Here is a 20,478-nt window from a genome sequence, read left to right on the forward strand (position 1 = left end):
GGCGCGGTGGCGGAATGGGCCAAGGCGTGGGCCTCCGGGGATCAGAGCCAGAAAAACGGCCGGGATCACGGGAAGCAGCATGCCAGAGGATCGCAAAAAACGCCAATTTTTGGTATAGTTGCCCCGGGGAACACAAGGGGATGGCGAGATGGGGGATCCGTTAACCATATGCTCGGGCTGCGGCGGCAGCGGCAGGCATGGCAATATCATCTGCGGGCATTGCGGCGGGCGCGGGCTTGTCGTTGATCCGATCCGCAAGCTGCAGCAGGACAATAGGGACCGGCAGATGCGCGGCGGGGGCGGCAGGGTTGGGGGCCGGTCGATGACGCCGCTGCCGCCCAAGCTGCGCCTCGCGGCCTGGGTCTTGGGGGGGCTTGCGGCCTATCTCGCCTATCGCGCCTTTGCGCCGGATCCTCTGGCCTGGGGGGCGGCGTTACTGGCCTTTGCGGCGGTGGCCTATGGGCTCAAGCTTTTGCACAGTATCGTCACGCGGCCGCTGCAATGGCTGATGCTGGTGGCGCTGATCTTTGGGGTGGATCATTTTCTCTTAGAGGGGGCGCTGTCGGCCTGGCTGGTGCAGAGCGGGCCGGGGGCGATCAAAGGGCTGTTTTCGGGGTAAGGTATCGGGATTGAGATGCAAAACGCCCGCCGGGGGGAACCGGCGGGCGTTGTTTTTTGGGTATTTGAAACCAGAAAGAGCGGCGGGGCTCAGGCGAAATAGCGGCCGAAGCTCGTGCGGTAGAGCGTGGCGAGCTCTGCCAGCGGCACAGAGGCCGAGCCGAGTGCGATCTGGTCGCCGCCGAAGCTGCCCACCTGGGTGAGCGGCACGTCGGCGGCCTGGGCGGCCTCTTGCAGCGTGGCGAGTTGATCGGGGGAGACGGCCAGCAGGTAGCGGGCCTGGTCTTCGCCAAAGAGATCGCCGGTGCTGGCGGGGGTGAGGGAGAGGCCGGTGCCGGCCGCCTCGGCCATCTCGAAGCCCGCGAGGGCCAGCCCGCCGTCGGAGAGATCGGTGCAGGCGCGGATCGCCGCGTGGTTGTCGCGGATGAAATCGCCATTGCGTTTCTCGGCGGCGAGATCGACCGGCGGCGCGTCGCCTTCGGCGCGCTCAAGCACCTCGGCGAGCCAGGCCGACTGGCCCAGGTGGCCGCGGGTGTCGCCCACCAGCAGGGCGATGTCGCCGGGCTGGGCCGCGCCGAGAATGGCCTTGTCTTCGCTCGCGATGAGACCCACGGCACCGATAGTGGGAGTAGGCAGGATCGCCTTGCCGTCGGTTTCATTATAGAGCGACACGTTGCCCGAGACGATCGGCATGTCGAGCGCCTCGACCGCGGCACCGATGCCTTTGATGGCGCCGACGAACTGACCCATGATGGCGGGTTTCTCGGGGTTGCCGAAATTCATGTTGTCGGTGGTGGCGAGCGGCGTCGCGCCGAGGGCGGTCAGGTTGCGATAGGCCTCGGACACCGCCTGTTTGCCGCCTTCGACCGGGTTCGCCTTGACGTAGCGCGGGGTCACGTCGGAGGTGAAGGCCAGCAGTTTTTCCGTGCCATGGACGCGGATCAGACCGCCGCCGAGACCGGGGCCGCGCACCGTGTCGGCCATGACCATCGTGTCATATTGTTCATAGACCCATTGCCGCGAGCAGTAGTTGGGCGAGCTCACCAATTTGCGCAGGGCCCCGACAGGGTCGCTGTCGGGCAGGTTGGTGGTGAGCGCGGCTGGGGCCGGGGTTTCCTCCCAGGGGCGGTCATATTCCGGCGCGGTCGAGGAGAGTTTCGACAGCGGCAGATCGGCCATGACATTGCCCTGATGCAGGATCAGGAAGCGGTCTTCGTCGATGGTTTCGCCGACGATGGCGAAATCGAGATCCCATTTCTCGAAGACGGCGCGGGCCTCGGCCTCGAGCTCGGGTTTGAGGACCATGAGCATCCGCTCCTGGCTCTCGGAGAGCATCATCTCATAGGCGGTCATGTTGGCTTCGCGCTGCGGCACGGAATCGAGATCGAGCCGCACGCCGAGCCCGCCCTTGTCGCCCATTTCCACGGCCGAGCAGGTGAGGCCTGCGGCGCCCATGTCCTGAATGGAGATCACCGCGCCGGTGGCCATCAGTTCGAGCGTCGCCTCCATCAGGCGTTTTTCGGTGAAGGGATCGCCGACCTGAACGGTGGGGCGTTTCTCTTCGATCGTGTCGTCGAATTCGGCCGAGGCCATGGTGGCGCCGCCGACGCCGTCGCGGCCAGTCTTGGCGCCGAGATAGACGACGGGCATGCCGACGCCCGAGGCGGCGGAGTAGAAGATCTTGTCCGCATCGGCGAGACCGGCGGCAAAGGCGTTCACCAGGCAGTTGCCATTATAGGCCGGGTCAAAGCGGACCTCGCCGCCCACCGTGGGCACGCCAAAGCAATTGCCATAGCCGCCGACGCCTTCGACCACGCCATGCACAAGCTGGCGGGTTTTCGGGTGCGACAGCTCGCCAAAGCTCAGCGAGTTCATTGCCGCCACGGGACGTGCGCCCATGGTGAAGACATCGCGGAGGATGCCGCCGACGCCTGTGGCCGCGCCTTGGTAGGGCTCGATATAGGAGGGGTGGTTGTGGCTTTCCATCTTGAAGACCACGGCCTGACCATCGCCGATATCGACCACGCCGGCGTTTTCGCCGGGGCCGCAGATCACCTGCGGGCCGGTGGTCGGCAGGGTGCGCAACCATTTCTTGGAGGATTTATAGGAGCAATGCTCGTTCCACATGGCCGAGAAAATGCCCAGCTCGGTAAACGTCGGCTCGCGGCCGATGATCTCCAGGATGCGATCATATTCATCGGGCTTGAGCCCGTGCGCGTCGATCAGTTCCGGCGTGATGGCAGGTTCTTGCATCTGCTCCGATTCCCCTTTTGCGGCATGGGCCTTCTTTAGGCGATTGCGGGGATGGGGGAAAGGGGGCGGGGGCGCGGCCTCCCGCTTAACCCACAGCAAAACGACCCGGACGCGATGTCCGGGCCGTTTCGGGGAGATTGGGGGGCGGGAGGGTGCCCCCCGAAGCCTGTGGCCCATAAAGGCCTAGAGCTTACATATTGGCGAGCACGTGGCCGCGCAGATGGCTCATCTCGGCGCCGTATTCGATGGTGCCGGCGGTGGCCACGTTCAGCGTGTCGAGGGTGAAGCCCACGGTCTTGGCCGGGATGTCGGCATCGGCGGCGACGTCGACAAAGACGATGGCGCCATTCTCGTCATCGGTTTCACGGGCCTCAATCACGGTACCGATCAGCTCGCCGTCCGAGGTGCGGACTTCGGTGCCGGCTTTGGCGGCGACGAAGATGCGGTCGAACTCGTCTTCGGCGGTGTCACCCCGGACGTCATCGGGGCCGAGATCCTTGACCGTGGCGTCTGCCACGAGCTGCTTGTTGGTCTCGAGGCCGACGTTGGTCTGGGTCTTGCCTTCGACTTCGCGGATGTCGGTGTCGAGCGTGGTTTCGGTCTGAACCTGTGCGCCGTCTTCCATCACTTTGCCTTCGACATTGATGCCGCTGTCGAGCGAGGCGGCATAGGCGCCCATGGCGGTGGTGGTTGCGAGGGCGGCGGTGAGTGCGATGTCACGGATAAACATGTCTATCCTCCTGAATTCATTACGTTCCGTGGGGTTGGCCTTGGCCTTGCCACGATCTGTGGGGCGGTGCCCCTTGCTGTTACGGGGAGACAAGCCGCGAGACCGGCAAGTGTTCCACAGAGATTGCGTGATTTTTGTCTAAGCCCTTGGGATTGCATGAAAACTAATGCGGATTTCAAATCCCTTGCGCAAAGCGGGAAAGGCTGTCACGGCTAGGAGGGACGAGAAAAGGGGGCGGTTGCGCCCCTTGGTGTGGTGGCAGAAGGTGAGGAGAGGGCGATGAAGTTTCTCAAGAATCCCTATCGGGGGCAGGGGCTCGATCTGGCCGAGCTCGAGGCGGTGCCGGCACCGTCGGTGGATGCGGCGGCGGCACGGGCGGTGATGGCGGAGTATTTGCCCTCGGAGGTCACGCCGCTGACAAGGGTAGAGGCCTTTGGCGTCGATGTCTGGATCAAGGATGAGAGCGGGCGCATGGGGCTTGGGTCCTTCAAGGCGCTGGGCGCGGCCTATGTGATTGCGCATATGGCGCGTGCGCGGGGCGGTGATCGGGCGACGGCCCTGGCTGGCGAGACCTTTGTGACCTCGAGCGCGGGCAATCACGGACTGTCGGTTGCCTATGGCGCGGCGCGGTTCGGGGCGCGGGCGGTGATCTACCTGTCACAAGAAGTGCCCTCTGGCTTTGCCGCGCGGCTCCGGGCGCAGGGCGCAGAGGTGGTGATCGAGGGCGCGGATTACGAGGCCAGCATGGTCGCGGCGCAACGGGCGGCGGAGGAGAATGGCTGGACCCTGCTGCTCGACACGTCCTGGGAAGGATATACGGAGATCCCGCATCGGTTGATGGAGGGCTATCTCGCCATGGGGGCGGAGATCGTCGATCAGCTGACAGAGGTGCCGACCCATGTGTTCTTGCAGGCCGGTGTCGGCGGGCTCGCCGGGGCGATGGCGGCCTATATGCGCCATGTCTGGGGCGACGCGCCCAAGATCATCGTGGTCGAGCCGAACCGGGCGGCGGCGCTCTATGGGGCGATCGAGGCGGGGCGGTTCGTCACCGCCGAAGGGCCTGCGTCGGATATGGGGCGGCTCGATTGCAAGGAGGCGTCGCTGATTGCGCTGAAGGGGCTGGCGCGGGATGCGGATGCCTTTGCGCTCATTTCCGAGGAAGAGGCGTTCGCGGTGCTCGATGAGCTGAGCGCGCTTGGCTTTGCCACCACCACATCGGGGGCGGCGGGGCTGGCGGCGCTGGCACAAATGACCCTGCCCGAAGGCGCGCGGCCCCTGTGCATCCTGAGCGAGGGCGCGGGGTGATGCGTGGCTTTGCCGAGGCCGAGTTTCGCGGGCGGTTGAACAAGGCGCAGACGCTCATGGCCGAGGCGGGGATCGGGGCGATCTTGCTCACCACCGAGCCGGAATTTCGCTATTTCAGCGGCTTTCTGACGCGGTTCTGGGAGAGCCCGAGCCGGCCTTGGTTTCTCATCCTGCCGGCGCAGGGCGATCCGGTGGCGGTGATCCCCTCGATCGGCGCGGCGCTGATGCAGAGCACTTGGGTGCAGGACATTCGCACATGGCCCGCGCCCGATCCGCGCGACGAGGGGGTGAGCCTTCTGGTCGAGGCGTTGCGCGAAACCGGCGGGCCGGTGGCGCTGCCATCGGGGCCGGAGAGCAGCCTGCGCATGAGCCTTGCGGATTATGCGCGGGTGCAGCGCGACAGCGGGCTCATGTTTCGCGATGACGCGGGGATCACGGCGCGGCTGCGGGCGATCAAATCGGAGGCCGAGATCGACAAGATCCGCGCCAGCTGTGCGGTGGCGGGGCGCAGTTTCGCCCGGGTGCCGGAGATTGCCCGCGAGGGCGTGGCCCTAGCGCAGGTGTTTCGCGATTTTCAGCGGCTCTTGCTCGAGGAGGGGGCCGAGTTCGTCTCTTATCTGGCGGGGGGCGCGGGGCCGGATGGCTATGGCGATGTGATTTCGCCCGCTTCAGATGTGCCGCTGGCGTGGGGCGATGTTCTCATGCTCGACACCGGGGCGGTCCGTGACGGGTATTTCTGCGATTTCGACCGGAATTTCGCGGTGGGCGCGCCGAGCGCCGTGGCGGCGGGCGCGCATGCGCAGCTCATCGAGGCGACCGCGGCGGGGTTTGAGGCGGCGCGTCCCGGCGCGCGGGCCTGCGATGTCTTTGCGGCGATGGCGGCGATCACCGGCGGCGGCGAAGAGGCCGGGCGGCTCGGCCATGGGCTGGGGCTGCAGCTGACCGAGGGGCTGTCGCTCTCGCCGCGCGACGAGACGGTGCTCGCCGAAGGCATGGTGATCACGCTCGAGCCGGGGGTCGAGACCGGGCCCGGGCGGCTCATGGTGCATGAGGAAAATATCGTCATCCGTGCGGGCGGGGCTGAGCGGCTCAGCCCCTTTGCGGGGCCGGAGCTGGTGGTGATCTGAGCGCTGCTGTCAGATGGCTCAGGCGGCGGACATGACGCGGGCCAGGGCGCAGAATTCTTCGAGGCTCAGGGTTTCGGCGCGGCGGGTCGGTTCGATGCCGGCGGCGTTGAGCCGGTCCTCGATGTCGGGGGCCATGGATTTGAGCGCGGCGCGCAGCATCTTGCGGCGCTGGTTGAAGGCCTGGGCCACGACCCGTTCGAGCATCTTGGGATCGGCGGGAAAGCGGGGCTCGGGCAGGGCGCGCAGATGGACCACGGCGCTCGACACTTTGGGGGCCGGGGTGAAGGCCTCGGGCGGCAATGACATCACGATGCGGGCCTCGGCACGCCATTGCGCCAGAAGGGCGAGACGGCCATAGGCCTTGGACCCCGGTTTGGCGGTGATGCGCTCGGCCACCTCCCGCTGAAACATCAAGGTGAGGCTCTGCCAGAAGGGCGGCCAGTCCTGTGGCGTGAGCCAGCGCACCAGCAGTTCGGTCCCGACATTATAGGGCAGGTTGGCCGCGATATGGATGGGCGGCGTCAGATGCGCCAGTGGATCGACCTCGAGCGCGTCGCCATTGATCACCTCGAGCCGGCCGGGATAGGCGGCGGCGATCTCGGCCAGCGCGGGCAGGCAGCGGCTGTCCTTTTCGATGGCGAGGACGCGGCGCGCGCCTTCGGCCAACAGCCCACGGGTGAGACCGCCGGGGCCGGGGCCGATTTCGAGCACATCCGCCGTGCTCAGATCGCCGGCCTGCCGGGCGATCTTGGCGGTCAGGTTGAGATCGAGAAGGAAGTTCTGGCCAAGCGATTTGCGCGCCACGAGATCGTGGTCGTTGATCACCTGACGGAGCGGCGGGAGATTGTCGATCGTGCTCATCTGTTGCGGGCGGCGACCGTCTGGGCGGCGAGCTTCATCGCCTCGATGATCGAGGTCGGGTTGGCGATACCTTGCCCTGCGATGTCGAGCGCGGTGCCGTGATCGGGCGAGGTGCGGATGAAGGGCAGGCCGAGGGTGACGTTGACGCCGCGGTCGAAATCCAGCGTCTTGATCGGGATCAGCGCCTGATCGTGATACATGCAGATCGCCGCGTCATAGCCCGTGCGGGCGGCGGCATGGAACATCGTGTCGGCGGACATCGGCCCGATGAGCGACAGGCCCTCGGCGCGCAACTCGGCCAGCACCGGGGCGATGAGGTCGATCTCGTCGCGGCCCATCTTGCCGCTTTCGCCCGCATGCGGGTTGAGCCCGGCGACGGCGAGGCGCGGCGCGGGAATGCCGAAATCGGCGATCAGCGCGGCATGGGTGATGCGGATCGTGTCGCGCAAGAGTTCGGCGGTGAGCGCGCCGGGCACCTCGGACAGCGCGATATGGATCGTGGTCGGCACGACGCGGAGCTGATCCGAGGCCAGCATCATCACGGCGCGGTCGACGCCGCCGAGACGGGCGAGAAATTCGGTATGGCCGGGAAAGGCAAAGCCCGCGCCGTCCTGCAGCGCCTGTTTGTGGATGGGCGCGGTGCAGATGGCGGAGGCCGCGCCTTGCGACACGAGGGTCACCGCCTCTTCGATGGCGGCGATCACATGGGCGGCATGGTCCGGGTTCGGCGTGCCAGGGCTGAGCGTGCCGGGAAAGGGATGCACCAGCACCGGCAGGCCACGGTCGATGACCTCGCTCGCCTGTGCGGGGCTGGCGATTTCCACATGGCGGGTGCCCGGCGGCAGATGCGACGGATCCCCGATCCAGAAGAAGGGCAGCCGGTCGCGCAGCGCGGCCCAGGTCTTTGCCGCGAGCTCTGGCCCGACGCCGGAAGGCTCACCACAGGTGAGCGCGACGGGCTTCATTTCTCGACGATCCGGGCCTCGGCCTTGAGCTGGGCCATGTAACCGTCCGCGTAGGAGGCCAGACGCTGATCGCCGATCTGGCGCGACAGCATTTCCGTCTCCGAGAGCGCATTGGCCGTGGCTTCGCCTTCGGCGCTGTCGGCGGTGGTTTCACCGGTGGCAGGGGCCTCTTCGGCGATGGTTTGCGAGCGGCCGCAGAGCATCAGCAGCACCAGCGTTTCGCCGTTGGAGCGGGTCAGGGTGTAGGAGACCTCGCCGGGGTCGAGCTTGGACAGCTCATAGGCGATGTCTTGCGGGATCTCCGAGGGCGCCTTGGAGCCGCGTTCGAGAACGCGCGGGTCTTCGCCCTGGGCGATGCCATAGAGATCGTCGCAGGTGTCGGTGTCGGCCTCGACCCGCGCGGCGCGGGCGAGCGCCTGTTCGCTGCGACCGCCATTGATGTAATAGGCGGCATATTCGATGGCGGCATATTCCGGCTCGGCCACGTCGGTTTCGCGGATATCGCGCAGCTGGAACAGGGCGACGGCGCCTTGCAGCGGCAGCGGGTCGGTCACATCTCCCGGCGCGAGGCCGAGGATGATGCCGCGCAGCCCGCCGGGCAATTCGTTGAGCGGGGTCCAGGGCAGGCGGCCGCCGCTGGGCGCGGTGCGGGTCGCCGAATAGCGGCGGGCCTCGGCGGCAAAGCTGCTTTCGCTGGCGCCTTCCGAGATGCGGCGGGCGGTGGCCTCGACCTGTTCCTGGGTCTGCGGGGTGTAGGGGATGATGAGCTCGGACATGAGCACCTCGACACCGCCGCCCTTTCCGACGGCGGCGCGGGCGCGTTCGAGATCGTCCTCGCTGATCGAGACGCGGGGGGCAAAGCGGGCGCGGGTCAGGTCGGACCAGCTCACCCCGGCGATGATGAAGGCGCGGAAGGTTTCCTCGTAGACGCCTTCGCTCTCGAGCAGCTTGATCATTTCGGCACCGCTGAGATTGGCCTGCGAGGCAAAGCGGTCCATCCCGGCGGCGATCTGTTCCTCGTTGACCTCGATGCCGCTTTGACGCGCGGCCTGCAGTTTCAGCCGGTCTTCGATGAGCTGTTCGCGGGCCAGCGCGATGGGATCGCCCGGCGCGCGCAGGAGCCGCAGGAAGCGGGCGCGCTGTTCGATCTCGAACTGGGTGATGGGGGCGTTGTTGACGGTGATGACCGCCTCGAATTTGGACTGGGCGATGACCGGAGCGGCCGTCAGCGGGGTCAACCCGAGCACCAGCGCCACGGCGCTTGTCTGGAAAAACTTGGCAATCATGCGCGTCTTCTTGGTCATTTCTGTCATTTCCTGCATGTCCGGGCGTAGTTGGCGTCGCTGGTCCGGGTCGCAAACCCGCGCAGCCCCACCGTCAGGCTGAAATCGGTCGATGGTGTGAGGATAGTGGAAGAGGTAAAGCGGCGCGAGGCCTTAAGCGTGATATCGACACATTCATTGGTGTAGGTCACGCCAAGCCCTCCTTCAACGCTTTCGTCACTGGCCACGTCATAACGCCATTCGGCATGGCCTGTCCAATGCCGCGACATCCGGTAGCTCGCGTCAAAGGCCCATTCGGAGATCGTGTTGGGCCGGTCTTCGGCAAGATCGCTGCCGAGCCAGATATAGGTGGCGCTCAGCCCGGTCTTGGCGTTGTCCCAGGCGGTGCGGACCTCGGCCTTGGTGGTGTCAAAACCGCTGTCAAAGAGGCCGCGGGCGGTCAGGCTCAGCCCGTTCTGGGTGGCGACATGGGCCGCGACGAGCATGTCGGAGGTCGAACCGCGCTGACCGGAGGAGGCGGAGAAGGTCGAGCTGCCGTCGCTCTCGGCCAGGTCCTTTTCGCGCCAGACCTGGCCAAAGCTCAGCCGGGTTTCCAGCCCCTTGGGGTTGAGCCGCGACCAGCTCAGCCCGTAGGCGCCGATAAAGCCGCGTTCGCGGCGGTCGGTTTCGGGAAAGCGCGACATCGACAGGAGATTGCCTTCGTCGAACTCGACCCGGGTGCTTTCGTCATTGGGCAGGTCGGAGTTGCTGCCGCCGACCCAGCCGAATTGCGCCACCGGTTCGATCACATGGGTGACGCCGCCGCGCGTGGTCTTGGCTAGCGGCCAGCGCAGCGCGACCGAGGCGCTGGGCGTCAGCTGGGTGTCGCTCGAGGCGCTGGTGGCGCCCGCGTCATTGACATAGGTGCTGTCGAGGGCGAGCCCGGTCTGCACCGTCGAGCGGATGCCGCCAAAGAGCGTCCAGGTGCGCAGCCAATCGGCGCTGCCGGTCAGGCGGGTGACATCGCGGCCATCGGCCCAGATGTCGTAGTCCGTGCCGTCGAGAATGCTGTCGGAGCTGCGGTAATGGCTGTGCAGCCCGCCGGAAAACCGCAGCTCGCCGCCGAGCCGGGTCGGGAAGATGCGGCGTTCATAGTCGAGATTGCCGGCGATGGTCGGCAGGGTGGTGTTTTCTTCCCCGGAGCGCAGCGAGCGGAAATGGGTCAGCGCGGCGCTCACCCATTCGTCGCGGCGTGCCCGGTGGATCGAGATTTCGCTGTCGAGCCGGTCCTTGTCGGAATAGCCATAATCCACCAGGTAGCTTTCGTCATTCACCAGCTCGATGTCGAAATTCAGCTCGAAATCGCGCGGCAGTTCAAACTTGCCTTGGCCGAAGAGGTAATGCCGGTTGCTGCGCTCGGTGCCGAAATCATCGTTGGAAAACGCGCCCTCGAATTCGATCTCGCCCTTGGTGAAGGCCTGCCGGTAGCGCCATTCGAGCGTCGTCGTCTTGGTGGCGATATAGGGGGTCAGCGTCAGGTCGCGGTGATCGCCAAGCTTGAAGAAATAGGGCACTTTGACGCCGGTGCCGCGTTGCGTCGAGCTTTCGATCGAGGGGATGAGAAAGCCGGTGGCCCGTTCGAGCGTCGGATCGGGCAGGCGCAGGCGCGGCAGGTACATGACCGGCACGTCAAAGACCCGGAACTGCGCGCCATCGAGATAGATCTGGCGTTCTTCCTTGTCGTGGATCACCCGGCGGGCGCGAAACTGCCAGAGCGGGGCCTCGTCCGTGTTGCAGGTGCGGCAGGAGGTGACGGCGGCCTTGTAGAGCTGGGTATAGCGGCCTTCGACCTGATTGGCCTGCACGGCGGCGAGCTGTAGCTGATCATCCATGATGATGCGGGCGCCGGTGAGGATGCCGTTTTGCAAATCCCGGTCGAGCCGCGCCTGATCGGCGAGCACGGTGGTATATTCGCCGTCCTGCAGCGTGATCGGACCCTCGATGGTGAGGGTCTCGGTCTCGTGATCATAGATGATCTGCCGGGCGCGCAGACGCCGCCCCTCATAGAGCGCCTCGACATTGCCGCTGGCGATGAGCCGCCGGTCGGGGGTGATCTGCAGATCGTCGGCGACGAGCAGGGCGGGATCGTCTTGGGGCGCGCGGGCGGTCGTGGTCACGCCTTGGGCGCGCAGCGCGGCGGGCGGCAGCGACAGGGCGGTGCCAAGACCGAGCGCCAGCGCCAGCGAGGGCAGCAGTCGCAGGGCCGGGAGCATAAGGGGCGCGGAGTGGGTCGAACGGGACGTCATCCGTCCTCCATATGCAGCAAGATGCCGAGTGCCAACAGCAATGAGGCCACCGGCGGGGCCCAGGCGGCGAGAAGGATCGGGATCTGACCGTTCTCGCCCAACACCTGCGCGAAATTGCGGATGTAATGCAGCGTAAAGCCGAGCATGACCGCCGCCAGAACCGAGGTGCCGGTGTTGGCGAGCCGGGCGTGTTTCATGGTAAAGGCCGCACCGACCAGAACCAGCGCGATGAGAAAGAGCGGCTGGGCCAGCTCCATCTGGAACCAGACGGCATAGCGGCGGGCCGAAAAGCCCGCGGTTTCGAGCTGATCGATAAAGGCGGGCAGATCCCAGATCGGGATATATTCCGGCTTGCCGAAACTGTCGATGATCCGGTCCCGGGTGAGCGCGGCGCGGATGGTGAGCCGGTCTTGGGTGCGGGCGCTGGCCTCGGGGTTGTCGGTGTTGGCGAGATCCCAGATCTTGACGTCCGAGAGGTGCCATTGGCCCTGGCCCAACTCGGCGCTTTCGGCGGTGAGCCGGCGCATCGGGTCGCCCTCGGGGGTAAAGCTGGTAAAGGTCGCGCCGAAGAGGGTGCTCAGATCCGGGGTGGCGCTTTTGGCGTGAATGACGGTCTGGCCTTCTTCGGTGCCCTGGCGCAGCCAGAGGCCTTCGGAAGAGATCGCCAGCACGTTGTCGCCAAGCCCGGAATGGCCGTTGACCAGATCATTGTAGCGTTTCGCCGAGGCGGCGACGACCGGGTTGAACATGGTGACGCCGACGAGCCCCACGAGGGCCGCCACCGCGACCGGCCCCGCCAGCCCGGCCAGCGCCGAGCGGCCAGAGGCGCGCAGCACCACCAGTTCCGAGCTGCGCGCCAGCCGCACGAAGAGCGCCACAGTGGCGAGGATCATCACCAGCGGCAGGATCTCGTAATTGGCATGGGGCAGGTTCAGAAGCACGATTTCGAGCACGTCGAAAAACGGCAGGTCGGGGAAATCCTGCAGCTCGTCGACAAGGTCGATAAGCCCCATCAGCACGGAAAACACCGTGGCGATGCCGATCAGGGTCCATAGGAATTTCCGGGCGAAGTAGAAATGCAGGATCATGCGCTGCTGGCCTCGGCAAGGGAGCGGCTGCGCCATCGGAAGAGGCGCGGCCTGCTGGCCATGTAGAGCAGCAGCACCACAAGGACAAAGCCCATCGCGGGCGGCGCATAGGCCAATGGCCAAAGCTCGGGCGCGGAGAGGATCGGCGAGGTCAGCGTGCCTTCGACCAGCTTGACGGCGACGAGCAGCAAAAAGGCCAAGAGGATCTGTCGCCAGACGCCAAAGCGGCTATAGGTGCCCAAAAGCAGCGTCGCAAAACCGATGAGCGCCGCGACGATACACATGAGCGCCTGCGCAAAGCGGTTGTGCAATTCGAGCGTGACGACCCCTTCGGAGACGCCGGAAATCTGGGCGATTTCCGCGGCGCGGGTCATCAGGGCCGGGGTCGAGGCATAGCGGGCATGGGTCAGGTTGATCACGTCATCGCTGATCAACCCGCTGATGTCATAGGAGAAATCGGTGAAAAACGTGGTGAAGAGCCGGTTGCCCTTGGTCTGGGCGGTCTGCGCCAGACCGTTCACCATCACCAGTTTTGTGCCGCCGCCTTCCTGCACCAGATAGGCCATCTTGGAGGTGTAGATCACCGGGGCCTGTGTGTCGCGCCGGTCCGACAGGAAGACATCGCGCAGCTCGCCCTCGGGGGTGATCTCGCGGATGTAGAAGGTGACGCCGCCCGCCGGGTGCAGAAACTCCCCCTCGGTCAGGAGCTTGGCGGTGACATTGCGCGACACTTCGGCCTTGCGGGTTTCGAGCCGGTGCAGGCTGGTCGGGACGAGCACATGGGTCAGGAGCGACATCATCGCGGCCACGATCACCCCGTAGATCAGCACCGGCCGCGCCAGCCGCCAGGGCGAATAGCCGGTGGCCTGCATCACGGTCAGCTCGCTTTCGGTGCTGAGCCGGTTGGTGACATAGACCGCGCCGGCAAAGCCCGCGATGGGCAGCACCACGGCGATCACGCCGGGCAGGGTCAGGGCCGTCAATTCAAGGAAAACAAAGGAGGATTGTCCGTCGCTGATCAGCCGGTCGAACATGCGCACGGCCTTGTTGATCCAGAAGATCGACACCAGGACCAGGGCGAAGAACCCAAAGAGCACCATGAATTGCGACAGCATGTATCTGTCGAATCTGGTCACGCGGCTTCCCCCAAAGTCTGAATTTATTGCAGGGCAAACTAGCCCAATTCCGCGCGGGGGAAAACCGTTAAAGCGGGGCGGCTGGCAAAGCCCCGCCGTCGCGCGGGGGAACGGCGCGGGGCGGGGCGCGGCCTTGGGCCTGTGGGTGTGGTCTGACACGGGACGCGGCACCGGACCCGGCACGGGTGTCGGCACTGGTCAAGGGCGCGCCGCCGCGTTAGGTCTTGTGCAAATCTTCAAAGGAGAAGCGTTATGACCACCCCTGTTGACGTCACTTTCAGCGCCGTATCGCTCGACGAGATCGCCGAGGCCGAGGGCCGTGTGGCCGTGTTCCTGACCCGTGACGGCAAGATGGACAAGACGGCGCGGCGGGTGAACCGGCTCACCAAAGGGGCGCTGATGCGGCTGGTGGACGAAGGCGCTCTCGAAGAGATGAAAGAGGCCGAGGTCAAGACGCTGGCCTATCCGGCGGGGATGGCGGCCAAGGCGCTCGACGTGGTGTGTATCGAGCGCAATGCCGATGCGCTGGCGACGCGCAAGGCCGGGGTGGCGCTCGGCAAGCTCAAGGGGCGCGACGCGATGCTGGCGCTGGCGCCGCAGCTCAAACGTCCGGCGGAGCTGGCGCAGGGGATCGCGCTGCGGGCCTATGCGTTTGACGCCCACAAAAGCGACGCCAAGAAGGACGCCCCCGGCGCGCTAGCGGTGATGGTGACCGACCCCGAGGCCGCGCGCGAGGCGGCGGCGCCGCTCTTGGCGGTGACCGAGGGCGTGTTCTTTACCCGTGACCTGGTGAGCGAGCCTGCCAACCATCTGACCACCACGGAATTCGCCAAGCGGATCAAGGAGATGGAAGGTCTCGGTCTGACGGTGAAAATCCTCGAGGAAGACGAGCTTGCCACGCTGGGCATGGGCTGTCTTCTGTCGGTGGGGCAAGGCTCTGACAGCCCGTCGAAAGTGGCGGTGATGGAGTGGATGGGTGGCGACAAGGACGCGGCGCCGCTGGCCCTGATCGGCAAGGGCGTGGTGTTCGACACCGGCGGGATCAGCCTCAAACCGGCGGCGGGCATGGAAGACATGACCATGGATATGGGCGGCGCGGGCGTCGTGGCGGGCACCATGCGGGCGCTGGCGCTGCGCAAGGCGAAGGCCAATGTCGTGGGGCTCGTCGGGCTGGTGGAAAACATGCCCTCGGGCAATGCGACGCGGCCCGGCGATGTGGTCACCTCGATGAAGGGCGACACGGTTGAGGTGATCAACACCGATGCCGAAGGCCGGCTCGTTCTGGCGGATGTGATGTGGTACGCGCAGGAGACCTACAAGCCTGCGGGCATGATCGATCTGGCGACGCTGACCGGGGCGATCATCATCGGGCTCGGCCATGAGAAGGCCGGGGTCTTTGCCAATGACGACCAGATCTGCAACCAGTTCCTGCGGGCTGCCGAGGCCGAGGGCGAGGGCGCGTGGCGGATGCCGCTGGGCAAGGCCTATGACGACATGCTCAAGAGCCAGATTGCCGATATGAAGAACGTCGGCGGGCGGGCTGCGGGCTCGATCACCGCGGCGCAGTTCCTGCAGCGTTTCGTGCAGGACGGAACGCCGTGGATCCATCTCGATATCGCCGGGGTGGCCTCGGTCAAGACCGACACGCCGCATGCGCCGAAGGGCGCGTCGGGCTGGGGGGTGATGGCGCTCAACCGGCTGGTGGCGGATCAGTTCGAGGGCGCGTAAACCCTTGGGCGCGGCCTATTTTTACCACCTGACGCGACAGCCGCTCGAGGCGACGCTGCCCATGCTTTTGACCAAGGCGATGGGCGCGGGCTGGCGGGTGGTTGTGCGCGGGGTCGAGCCGGGGCGGATGGACTGGCTCGACCAAAAGCTGTGGCAGGGCGGCGAGAGCTTTCTGCCGCATGGGCTGGCGGGTGGGGCGCATGATGCGTTGCAGCCGGTGTTGCTCACCACGGCGATGGAGGGTGCGAATGATCCGCAATGCCTGATGGCGGTGGATGGGGCCGAGGTCAGCGCCGAGGAGGTGCAACGGCTCGAGCGGGTGTGCGTGCTCTTTGACGGCAATGACATGGCGGCGCTGGACCGGGCGCGGGGGCAGTGGAAGGCGCTCACCGAGGCGGGCTGTTCGGCGCAATACTGGTCGGAAGAGAGCGGGTCGTGGGAGAAGAAAGCCGAGCGTTGAGAGGCGCTTAGCGGGTCAGGATCAACTTGCCATCGGCGAAGGTCACGGTGCCGAACCGCGACAGGTAGGACATGCCCAGAAGCGAGCTGTCGAGCTCGCCGCCATTGACCACGGCGCGGACATTTTCGTCGCGGATGCCGCCGATGTCGATGCTGTCGAGGCGGATCGGCGCGGTGCGGATGATCCCGTTGGCGGTGCGGGCGGAGCCGTGAAAGCTAATCTTATCAAGGTCATAGCCCGCTCTTTCGGCGTCACGTTGGGTCAGGACGAGATCGGTGGCGCCGGTGTCGACGACAAAGCGGATGGGCACGCCATTGACCTCGGCGCTCAGGTAGTAATGGCCATCCGCCGCGAGCGGCGCGACGATGCGGCCATTGGCGAGCTCGACCGATTGCCGGGGCAGGACGGTTTGCTTGATATGGTCCCACATGCCGATCCCGGCGATGACGCCCATGAAAATAAGGCCCCAGAGCAGCGCCTGTTGCGCCACTTTGCCGAGCGAATTGCGGTTTTGCACGAGGAACCAGAAGACCACCGCCGTGCCCAGCATGACGAGATAGATGAGATGGGCGGTGTCGAATTCCTGCATCAAAACCTCATGGTGCGGGGCAGGCCGGGGCCTCGGTCCTGTCGATATAGGGGGTGGCAAGGGGCGCGAAAACCCCGTGTCGGTAACACGTCGGTATTACGACGGTACCACGACTGTGCTCAGGCGAGGCCGAAACCGCGCACGCCGTCGAGCACGAATTGCACCGCCAGCGCCGCCAGCAGCATGCCGAGAAGCCGGGTCACCACCACGATGCCGGTCTTGCCGAGCGCCCGGTCGATGAGGCTCGCCCCGAGCAGAAAGACAAAGTTCAGCGTCAGCACCGCCAGCATGACCCCGACGACGAGGGCAAAGCCTTCCCAGCCCGGTTGCTGCCCGGTGAGCAGGATCACCGTGGCGATGGTGCCCGGCCCCGCGATGAGCGGGATCGCCATGGGAAAGACCGAGGGGTCGTCATGGTCATCTTCTTCACCACGGGTCTGACGCCGCTGGTTGCGGCGTTCAAAGAGCATGTCGAGCGCGGTCAGGAAAAGAAGGATACCGCCCGCGATGCGAAAGGCGGGCATGGTGATGCCGATGAAGCCGAGGATCGACTCGCCGAAGGCCGCGAAGGCGATGAGCACACCGGCCGCCACCAGACAGGCGCGCAGCGCGATGGCGCGGCGGCGCTGGGCCGACATGCCTTGGGTCAGGGCGGCAAAGACCGGGGCGAGGCCCGGCGGGTCCATGATCACGAAGAAGGTGACAAAGGCGGTGATGAGAAAGGCGGTGTCCATGGCCAGCGATTAGGCGAGCCCCCGGTCCAGATCAAGATAATTCTGGCCGGGGGCTTTGCGTCACTGTTCGCGGAAGGCGCGGGTCATGCTGTCGGTCACCGGCTTCATCAGATATTGGACAAAGGTGCGTTCCTCGGTCTGGATCATGATTTCGGCGGGCATGCCCGGGGTCGGGGTAAAGCCGCGCACCCGGTCAAGCTCTGCCGGGGGCACCGAGACCCGGGCGACATAGATCTCGCGCGGTTTCTCCTGCGAGCGGTCGAGGATCGCATCGGCCGAGACATAGAATACCTCGCCCATCAGGATCGGGGTGATCCGCTGGTTGAGCGCGGTGAGGCGCACGGTGGCGGGCTGACCTTTCTTGACCACGTCAATCTCGACGCGCGGGATCTGCACCTCGATGATCAGCGGCTCGCCGGTGGGCAGGATCTCGGCGATGGCCTTGCCGCTCTCGATCACGCCGCCGGGGGTGTGATAGTGGAGCCGCACCACGGTGCCGGCAACCGGCGCCACGACCTCGGCCCGGCGCAGCACGTTTTCAGCGGTGCGGGCCTGTTCGCGGACGCTTTCAAGCTCGGATTGCACGACCTGTAGCTCATCGAGCGCCGCGCCGCGCCGTTCGCTCACCGCCTGGGCGATCTGGGCCTCGTAGCGGCGTTTGACCTCGGTGATCTCGTCCACCTCGGCGATGAGGCGGCCGATCTGACCTTCGATCTCTGCGATGGCGCGGCGGAGCGCGTTGAATTCGCTGCGCCGGATCAGCCCCTGATCGAGCAGCGTCTGTTTGGCGTTGCTGTCTTCGAGAAGGATCGCGTGTTGGGCGCGGCTCGAGATGAGCTGTTGCTGATAGCCGACGGCGCGCACGGTGAGCGCCTCGATATTCTGTTGCAGCAGTTTGACGTCGTTCTTCATCTGTTGCAGGGCGACGTTGAACACAACGCGCTGACCATCGAGCATGGCGGCGATGTTGAAATCCGAGCGCAGCGCCTCGAGATGGGCGGGGTAGGTGAGCGTTTCCTTTTGATTGTATTCGGCGAGAATGCGGGCCTCCATCGCCTCGAGCCGGATCTGGCGCAGGAACAATTCGCGTTCGGTGGCCAGCGCCGAGGTTTCATCGAGCCGCAGGAGCGGCTGACCGGCGGTGACATTGTCGCCTTCCTCGATGAGGATTTCCTTGATGATGCCGCCTTCGAGATGCTGCACGATCTTGTTGCTGCCGGTGGCGACAAAGCTGCCTTGGGAAATCACCGCGGCGGCGAGCGGCGCGGTAAAGGCCCAAAGGCCAAAGCCGCCAAAGGTGGTGAGCAAGAGCACGAGGCCGAAGATCACCAGTTTTGACACGCTGCGTGGCACCTCGGCATACCATTCGGGGGGCTCGGCATAGACCACGAGATTAGACATTGGACGGGCCTCCCTGTTGCTGTTGTCCCGAAATATGGCCGCCACGGCCCTGGTTGCTGCGCTGGGCGAGCTGTTCGAGCACCTGCTGGCGATGGCCGAAGAGCGCGACATTGCCGTCGGCCAGAAGCATGATCTTGTCGACCACGCTCAGCAGCGAGGGTTTTTGGGTGATGACGACCACGGTGATGCCATGTTGTCCGGCGTGGCGGATGGCATTGGCAAGCGCCCGGTCGCCGGCGGTGTCGAGGTTCGAGTTCGGCTCGTCCAGCACCAGAAAGCGCGGGTTGCCATAGAAGGCGCGGGCCAGCGCGATCCGCTGTTTCTGACCGCCCGAGAGCGGCGAGCCATCGGCCTGCACCATGGTTTCATAGCCATGTGGCAGGGTGGCGATCATGTCATGCACATCGGCCAGCATGGCGGCGCGGTAGATGTCCTCGTCGCGGGCATCAGCGCGCATCCTTGCGATGTTGTTCTTGATGGTGCCGGGGAAGAGCTGCACGTCCTGCGGCAGGTAGCCGATGTTTTCACCGAGCTGGCGTTCGTCCCAGTTGCGCAGGTCCATCAGGTCGAGCCGGACATTGCCCGAGGTGGGCAGGATCGAGCCCACCAGCATCTTGCCCAGCGTGGTTTTACCCGCGCCGGAATTGCCGATCACAGCGAGGGATTCGCCGGGGCTCAGATCAAAGCTCAGCCCGTTCAAGACCACTTGTTTGGTGCCGGTGGGCACATAGAGCAGCCGTTCGACGGTGAGCCGTCCTTCGGGGTTGGGCAGGCGCAGTTTTTCGAATTTCTGCACCGTGGCCAGCATCAGCTGGGTCACCCGGCCATAGGCGCCACGGGCCTGGGTAAAGCCGTTCCAGCCTTCGATCGAGCCTTCGATCGGGGCCAGCGCCCGGCCTGCGATGATTGAGGCGGCGATGACCATGCCGCCGGTGATCTCGCCCTGGATCGCCAGATAAGCGCCCCAGCCGAGCATGCCGATCTGGGTCAGCAGCCGCGCGCCGCGCGACACGGCCGCCCAGACGATGTTGCGGTCCTGGGCCATCACCTGCGAGCGCAGGGATTGCGCCGTGTCGCGGCCCCAGAGGGCGACGGCCTCGGGCACCATGGCGAGGGCGTTGATGATCTGGCTGTTGCGGGTCATGCTGTCGAGATGCATGTTGGCGCGGGCCTGGGCCATATTGGCCTGGGCAAAGGGTTTTGCGGTCATTTTCTGGTTGATCAGCGCCACCACCATCAGGACCATCGCGGTGATCACCACGATCATCCCCAGATGCGGATGGACGAGAAAGATGGCGAGGATGAAGAGCGGGGCAAAAGGCACGTCGAGGAAGGAGATGAGCGTGCCGGAGGTGAGAAATCCGCGCAATTGCTGCAGGTCGCCCAGGGTCTGATATTGTCGCCCGTTGTCATGGAGCGAGGATTGCGCCGCCGCGCTCAGCACCGGGGCGCCGAGCCGCACCGCCACCTCGACCGCCGTGCGCATCAGGATGAAGCGGCGGACCGCGTCGAACACCGCCTGCAGCACCACGGCGCTGCCGATGACGATGGTCAGCATGATCAGCGTGTCGAGCGAGCGCGAGGTCAGCACGCGGTCGGAAATCTGGAAGAGATAGATCGGGATGGCCAGCACCAGCAGGTTGGTGGCGCAGGTCAGCACCATCACGAAGCCGATGTTGCGGCGCACCACGCGTTTGCCCTTTTCGAGCTGCACGGCGAATTGGTCGGGGCCGCCGCGTTTGTGGAACTTGGGCGTCTGGTTGTTGCCGCCGCCACCGCCGCCGCCATCGTCGCCGCGCTGCGGGGGGTTTGGCGCCGCCGCCGCCGGTTTTGCGCAGGATCGGGCCGGTGTCGCCTTCGATCTGGATGCCGGGGCGGGAGGAGCGGAAGATTTCCTGCCCGTCGGCCTCCTTGG

The 20,478-nt window shown here is 65.7% G+C and carries 17 protein-coding genes; 5 read left to right on the forward strand and 12 right to left on the reverse strand.

Going from position 1 to position 20,478, the window contains the following annotated elements; all coding sequences use genetic code 11:
* The first annotated feature begins 148 nt into the window (after window positions 1-148).
* Window positions 149-619: a hypothetical protein gene (locus WA237_RS06495; protein WP_336097086.1), complete on the forward strand. Its 471-nt coding sequence runs from the start codon at window positions 149-151 to the stop codon at window positions 617-619.
* Between the two features lie 89 nt (window positions 620-708).
* Here WA237_RS06495 and purL read toward each other — a convergent pair whose 3' ends face one another.
* Together purL and WA237_RS06505 are read right to left on the reverse strand one after the other, a co-directional pair.
* A complete protein-coding gene (purL, locus tag WA237_RS06500) occupies window positions 709-2,871 on the reverse strand; it encodes a phosphoribosylformylglycinamidine synthase subunit PurL (RefSeq protein ID WP_336097087.1) in 2,163 nt (720 codons plus the stop codon).
* Window positions 2,872-3,061: 190 nt separating this feature from the next.
* Window positions 3,062-3,601, reverse strand: coding sequence for a hypothetical protein (locus tag WA237_RS06505; RefSeq protein WP_009815442.1), 540 nt, complete (start codon window positions 3,599-3,601; stop codon window positions 3,062-3,064).
* A 279-nt stretch (window positions 3,602-3,880) separates the two neighbouring features.
* On the opposite strand from WA237_RS06505, the gene WA237_RS06510 reads away from it, so the two are divergent.
* Together WA237_RS06510 and WA237_RS06515 are read left to right on the forward strand one after the other, a co-directional pair.
* The gene (locus tag WA237_RS06510; RefSeq protein ID WP_336097088.1) at window positions 3,881-4,906 is read left to right on the forward strand and encodes a pyridoxal-phosphate dependent enzyme; all 1,026 of its coding nucleotides are present in this window, start codon (window positions 3,881-3,883) and stop codon (window positions 4,904-4,906) included.
* Window positions 4,906-6,033: a M24 family metallopeptidase gene (locus WA237_RS06515; RefSeq protein WP_336097089.1), complete on the forward strand. Its 1,128-nt coding sequence runs from the start codon at window positions 4,906-4,908 to the stop codon at window positions 6,031-6,033. Before WA237_RS06510 ends, WA237_RS06515 begins: the two co-directional genes overlap by 1 nt.
* Before the next feature lie 18 nt (window positions 6,034-6,051).
* Here the strand turns inward: WA237_RS06515 and rsmA are convergent, their stop codons facing one another.
* The 6 genes from rsmA to lptF are packed head-to-tail and all read right to left on the reverse strand — an operon-like array spanning window position 6,052 to window position 13,630.
* On the reverse strand, window positions 6,052-6,894 hold the full coding sequence (rsmA, locus tag WA237_RS06520; RefSeq protein WP_286907135.1) for a 16S rRNA (adenine(1518)-N(6)/adenine(1519)-N(6))-dimethyltransferase RsmA: 843 nt from the start codon (window positions 6,892-6,894) through the stop codon (window positions 6,052-6,054).
* Window positions 6,891-7,859, reverse strand: a complete 969-nt coding sequence (pdxA, locus tag WA237_RS06525) for a 4-hydroxythreonine-4-phosphate dehydrogenase PdxA (protein WP_336097090.1) — start codon at window positions 7,857-7,859, stop codon at window positions 6,891-6,893. Before pdxA ends, rsmA begins: the two co-directional genes overlap by 4 nt.
* Complete coding sequence (locus WA237_RS06530) at window positions 7,856-9,163, reverse strand: peptidylprolyl isomerase (RefSeq protein WP_336097091.1); 1,308 nt, start codon at window positions 9,161-9,163, stop codon at window positions 7,856-7,858. Before WA237_RS06530 ends, pdxA begins: the two co-directional genes overlap by 4 nt.
* 5 nt (window positions 9,164-9,168) lie before the next feature.
* Window positions 9,169-11,427 carry an LPS-assembly protein LptD gene (locus tag WA237_RS06535; protein WP_336097092.1) on the reverse strand — a complete coding sequence of 753 codons (2,259 nt, stop codon included), beginning with the start codon at window positions 11,425-11,427 and terminating at the stop codon, window positions 9,169-9,171.
* Window positions 11,424-12,515 carry an LPS export ABC transporter permease LptG gene (gene lptG, locus WA237_RS06540; RefSeq protein WP_216016928.1) on the reverse strand — a complete coding sequence of 364 codons (1,092 nt, stop codon included), beginning with the start codon at window positions 12,513-12,515 and terminating at the stop codon, window positions 11,424-11,426. The genes WA237_RS06535 and lptG overlap by 4 nt, the downstream gene beginning before the upstream one ends.
* Window positions 12,512-13,630, reverse strand: a complete 1,119-nt coding sequence (gene lptF / locus WA237_RS06545; protein ID WP_336097460.1) for an LPS export ABC transporter permease LptF — start codon at window positions 13,628-13,630, stop codon at window positions 12,512-12,514. The genes lptG and lptF overlap by 4 nt, the downstream gene beginning before the upstream one ends.
* A 273-nt stretch (window positions 13,631-13,903) precedes the next feature.
* Between lptF and WA237_RS06550 the strand changes: the two genes are divergently transcribed.
* Window positions 13,904-15,379, forward strand: a complete 1,476-nt coding sequence (locus WA237_RS06550) for a leucyl aminopeptidase (protein WP_336097093.1) — start codon at window positions 13,904-13,906, stop codon at window positions 15,377-15,379.
* 4 nt (window positions 15,380-15,383) lie between these two features.
* Window positions 15,384-15,839, forward strand: coding sequence for a DNA polymerase III subunit chi (locus WA237_RS06555; RefSeq protein ID WP_336097094.1), 456 nt, complete (start codon window positions 15,384-15,386; stop codon window positions 15,837-15,839).
* Between the two features lie 7 nt (window positions 15,840-15,846).
* Here WA237_RS06555 and WA237_RS06560 read toward each other — a convergent pair whose 3' ends face one another.
* From WA237_RS06560 to WA237_RS06575, 4 genes are all read right to left on the reverse strand, one after another.
* On the reverse strand, window positions 15,847-16,428 hold the full coding sequence (locus tag WA237_RS06560; RefSeq protein ID WP_286907123.1) for a retropepsin-like aspartic protease family protein: 582 nt from the start codon (window positions 16,426-16,428) through the stop codon (window positions 15,847-15,849).
* A gap of 119 nt (window positions 16,429-16,547) precedes the next feature.
* On the reverse strand, window positions 16,548-17,162 hold the full coding sequence (locus tag WA237_RS06565; RefSeq protein WP_009815429.1) for a MarC family protein: 615 nt from the start codon (window positions 17,160-17,162) through the stop codon (window positions 16,548-16,550).
* Window positions 17,163-17,222: 60 nt separating this feature from the next.
* Window positions 17,223-18,563 carry an HlyD family type I secretion periplasmic adaptor subunit gene (locus WA237_RS06570; protein ID WP_040618188.1) on the reverse strand — a complete coding sequence of 447 codons (1,341 nt, stop codon included), beginning with the start codon at window positions 18,561-18,563 and terminating at the stop codon, window positions 17,223-17,225.
* Window positions 18,556-20,277, reverse strand: a complete 1,722-nt coding sequence (locus WA237_RS06575) for a type I secretion system permease/ATPase (RefSeq protein WP_336097095.1) — start codon at window positions 20,275-20,277, stop codon at window positions 18,556-18,558. The genes WA237_RS06570 and WA237_RS06575 overlap by 8 nt, the downstream gene beginning before the upstream one ends.
* Window positions 20,278-20,478: the final 201 nt, after the last annotated feature.

The sequence above is a fragment of the Roseovarius sp. CH_XMU1461 genome (assembly GCF_037027165.1).
Taxonomy (GTDB): Bacteria; Pseudomonadota; Alphaproteobacteria; order Rhodobacterales; family Rhodobacteraceae; genus Roseovarius; species Roseovarius nubinhibens.

What these genes read in the sequence shown, in the direction of transcription:
- WA237_RS06530 (WP_336097091.1), bottom strand. Translation starts at nt 9,163, where the DNA reads ATGACCAAGAAGACGCGCATGATTGCCAAGTTTTTCCAGACAAGCGCC.
- purL (WP_336097087.1), bottom strand. Translation starts at nt 2,871, where the DNA reads ATGCAAGAACCTGCCATCACGCCGGAACTGATCGACGCGCACGGGCTC.
- WA237_RS06505 (WP_009815442.1), bottom strand. Translation starts at nt 3,601, where the DNA reads ATGTTTATCCGTGACATCGCACTCACCGCCGCCCTCGCAACCACCACC.
- WA237_RS06495 (WP_336097086.1), top strand. Translation starts at nt 149, where the DNA reads ATGGGGGATCCGTTAACCATATGCTCGGGCTGCGGCGGCAGCGGCAGG.
- WA237_RS06515 (WP_336097089.1), top strand. Translation starts at nt 4,906, where the DNA reads ATGCGTGGCTTTGCCGAGGCCGAGTTTCGCGGGCGGTTGAACAAGGCG.
- WA237_RS06565 (WP_009815429.1), bottom strand. Translation starts at nt 17,162, where the DNA reads ATGGACACCGCCTTTCTCATCACCGCCTTTGTCACCTTCTTCGTGATC.
- WA237_RS06570 (WP_040618188.1), bottom strand. Translation starts at nt 18,563, where the DNA reads ATGTCTAATCTCGTGGTCTATGCCGAGCCCCCCGAATGGTATGCCGAG.
- WA237_RS06510 (WP_336097088.1), top strand. Translation starts at nt 3,881, where the DNA reads ATGAAGTTTCTCAAGAATCCCTATCGGGGGCAGGGGCTCGATCTGGCC.
- lptF (WP_336097460.1), bottom strand. Translation starts at nt 13,630, where the DNA reads ATGCTGTCGCAATTCATGGTGCTCTTTGGGTTCTTCGCCCTGGTCCTG.
- WA237_RS06560 (WP_286907123.1), bottom strand. Translation starts at nt 16,428, where the DNA reads ATGCAGGAATTCGACACCGCCCATCTCATCTATCTCGTCATGCTGGGC.
- rsmA (WP_286907135.1), bottom strand. Translation starts at nt 6,894, where the DNA reads ATGAGCACGATCGACAATCTCCCGCCGCTCCGTCAGGTGATCAACGAC.
- WA237_RS06535 (WP_336097092.1), bottom strand. Translation starts at nt 11,427, where the DNA reads ATGACGTCCCGTTCGACCCACTCCGCGCCCCTTATGCTCCCGGCCCTG.
- pdxA (WP_336097090.1), bottom strand. Translation starts at nt 7,859, where the DNA reads ATGAAGCCCGTCGCGCTCACCTGTGGTGAGCCTTCCGGCGTCGGGCCA.
- WA237_RS06550 (WP_336097093.1), top strand. Translation starts at nt 13,904, where the DNA reads ATGACCACCCCTGTTGACGTCACTTTCAGCGCCGTATCGCTCGACGAG.
- lptG (WP_216016928.1), bottom strand. Translation starts at nt 12,515, where the DNA reads ATGATCCTGCATTTCTACTTCGCCCGGAAATTCCTATGGACCCTGATC.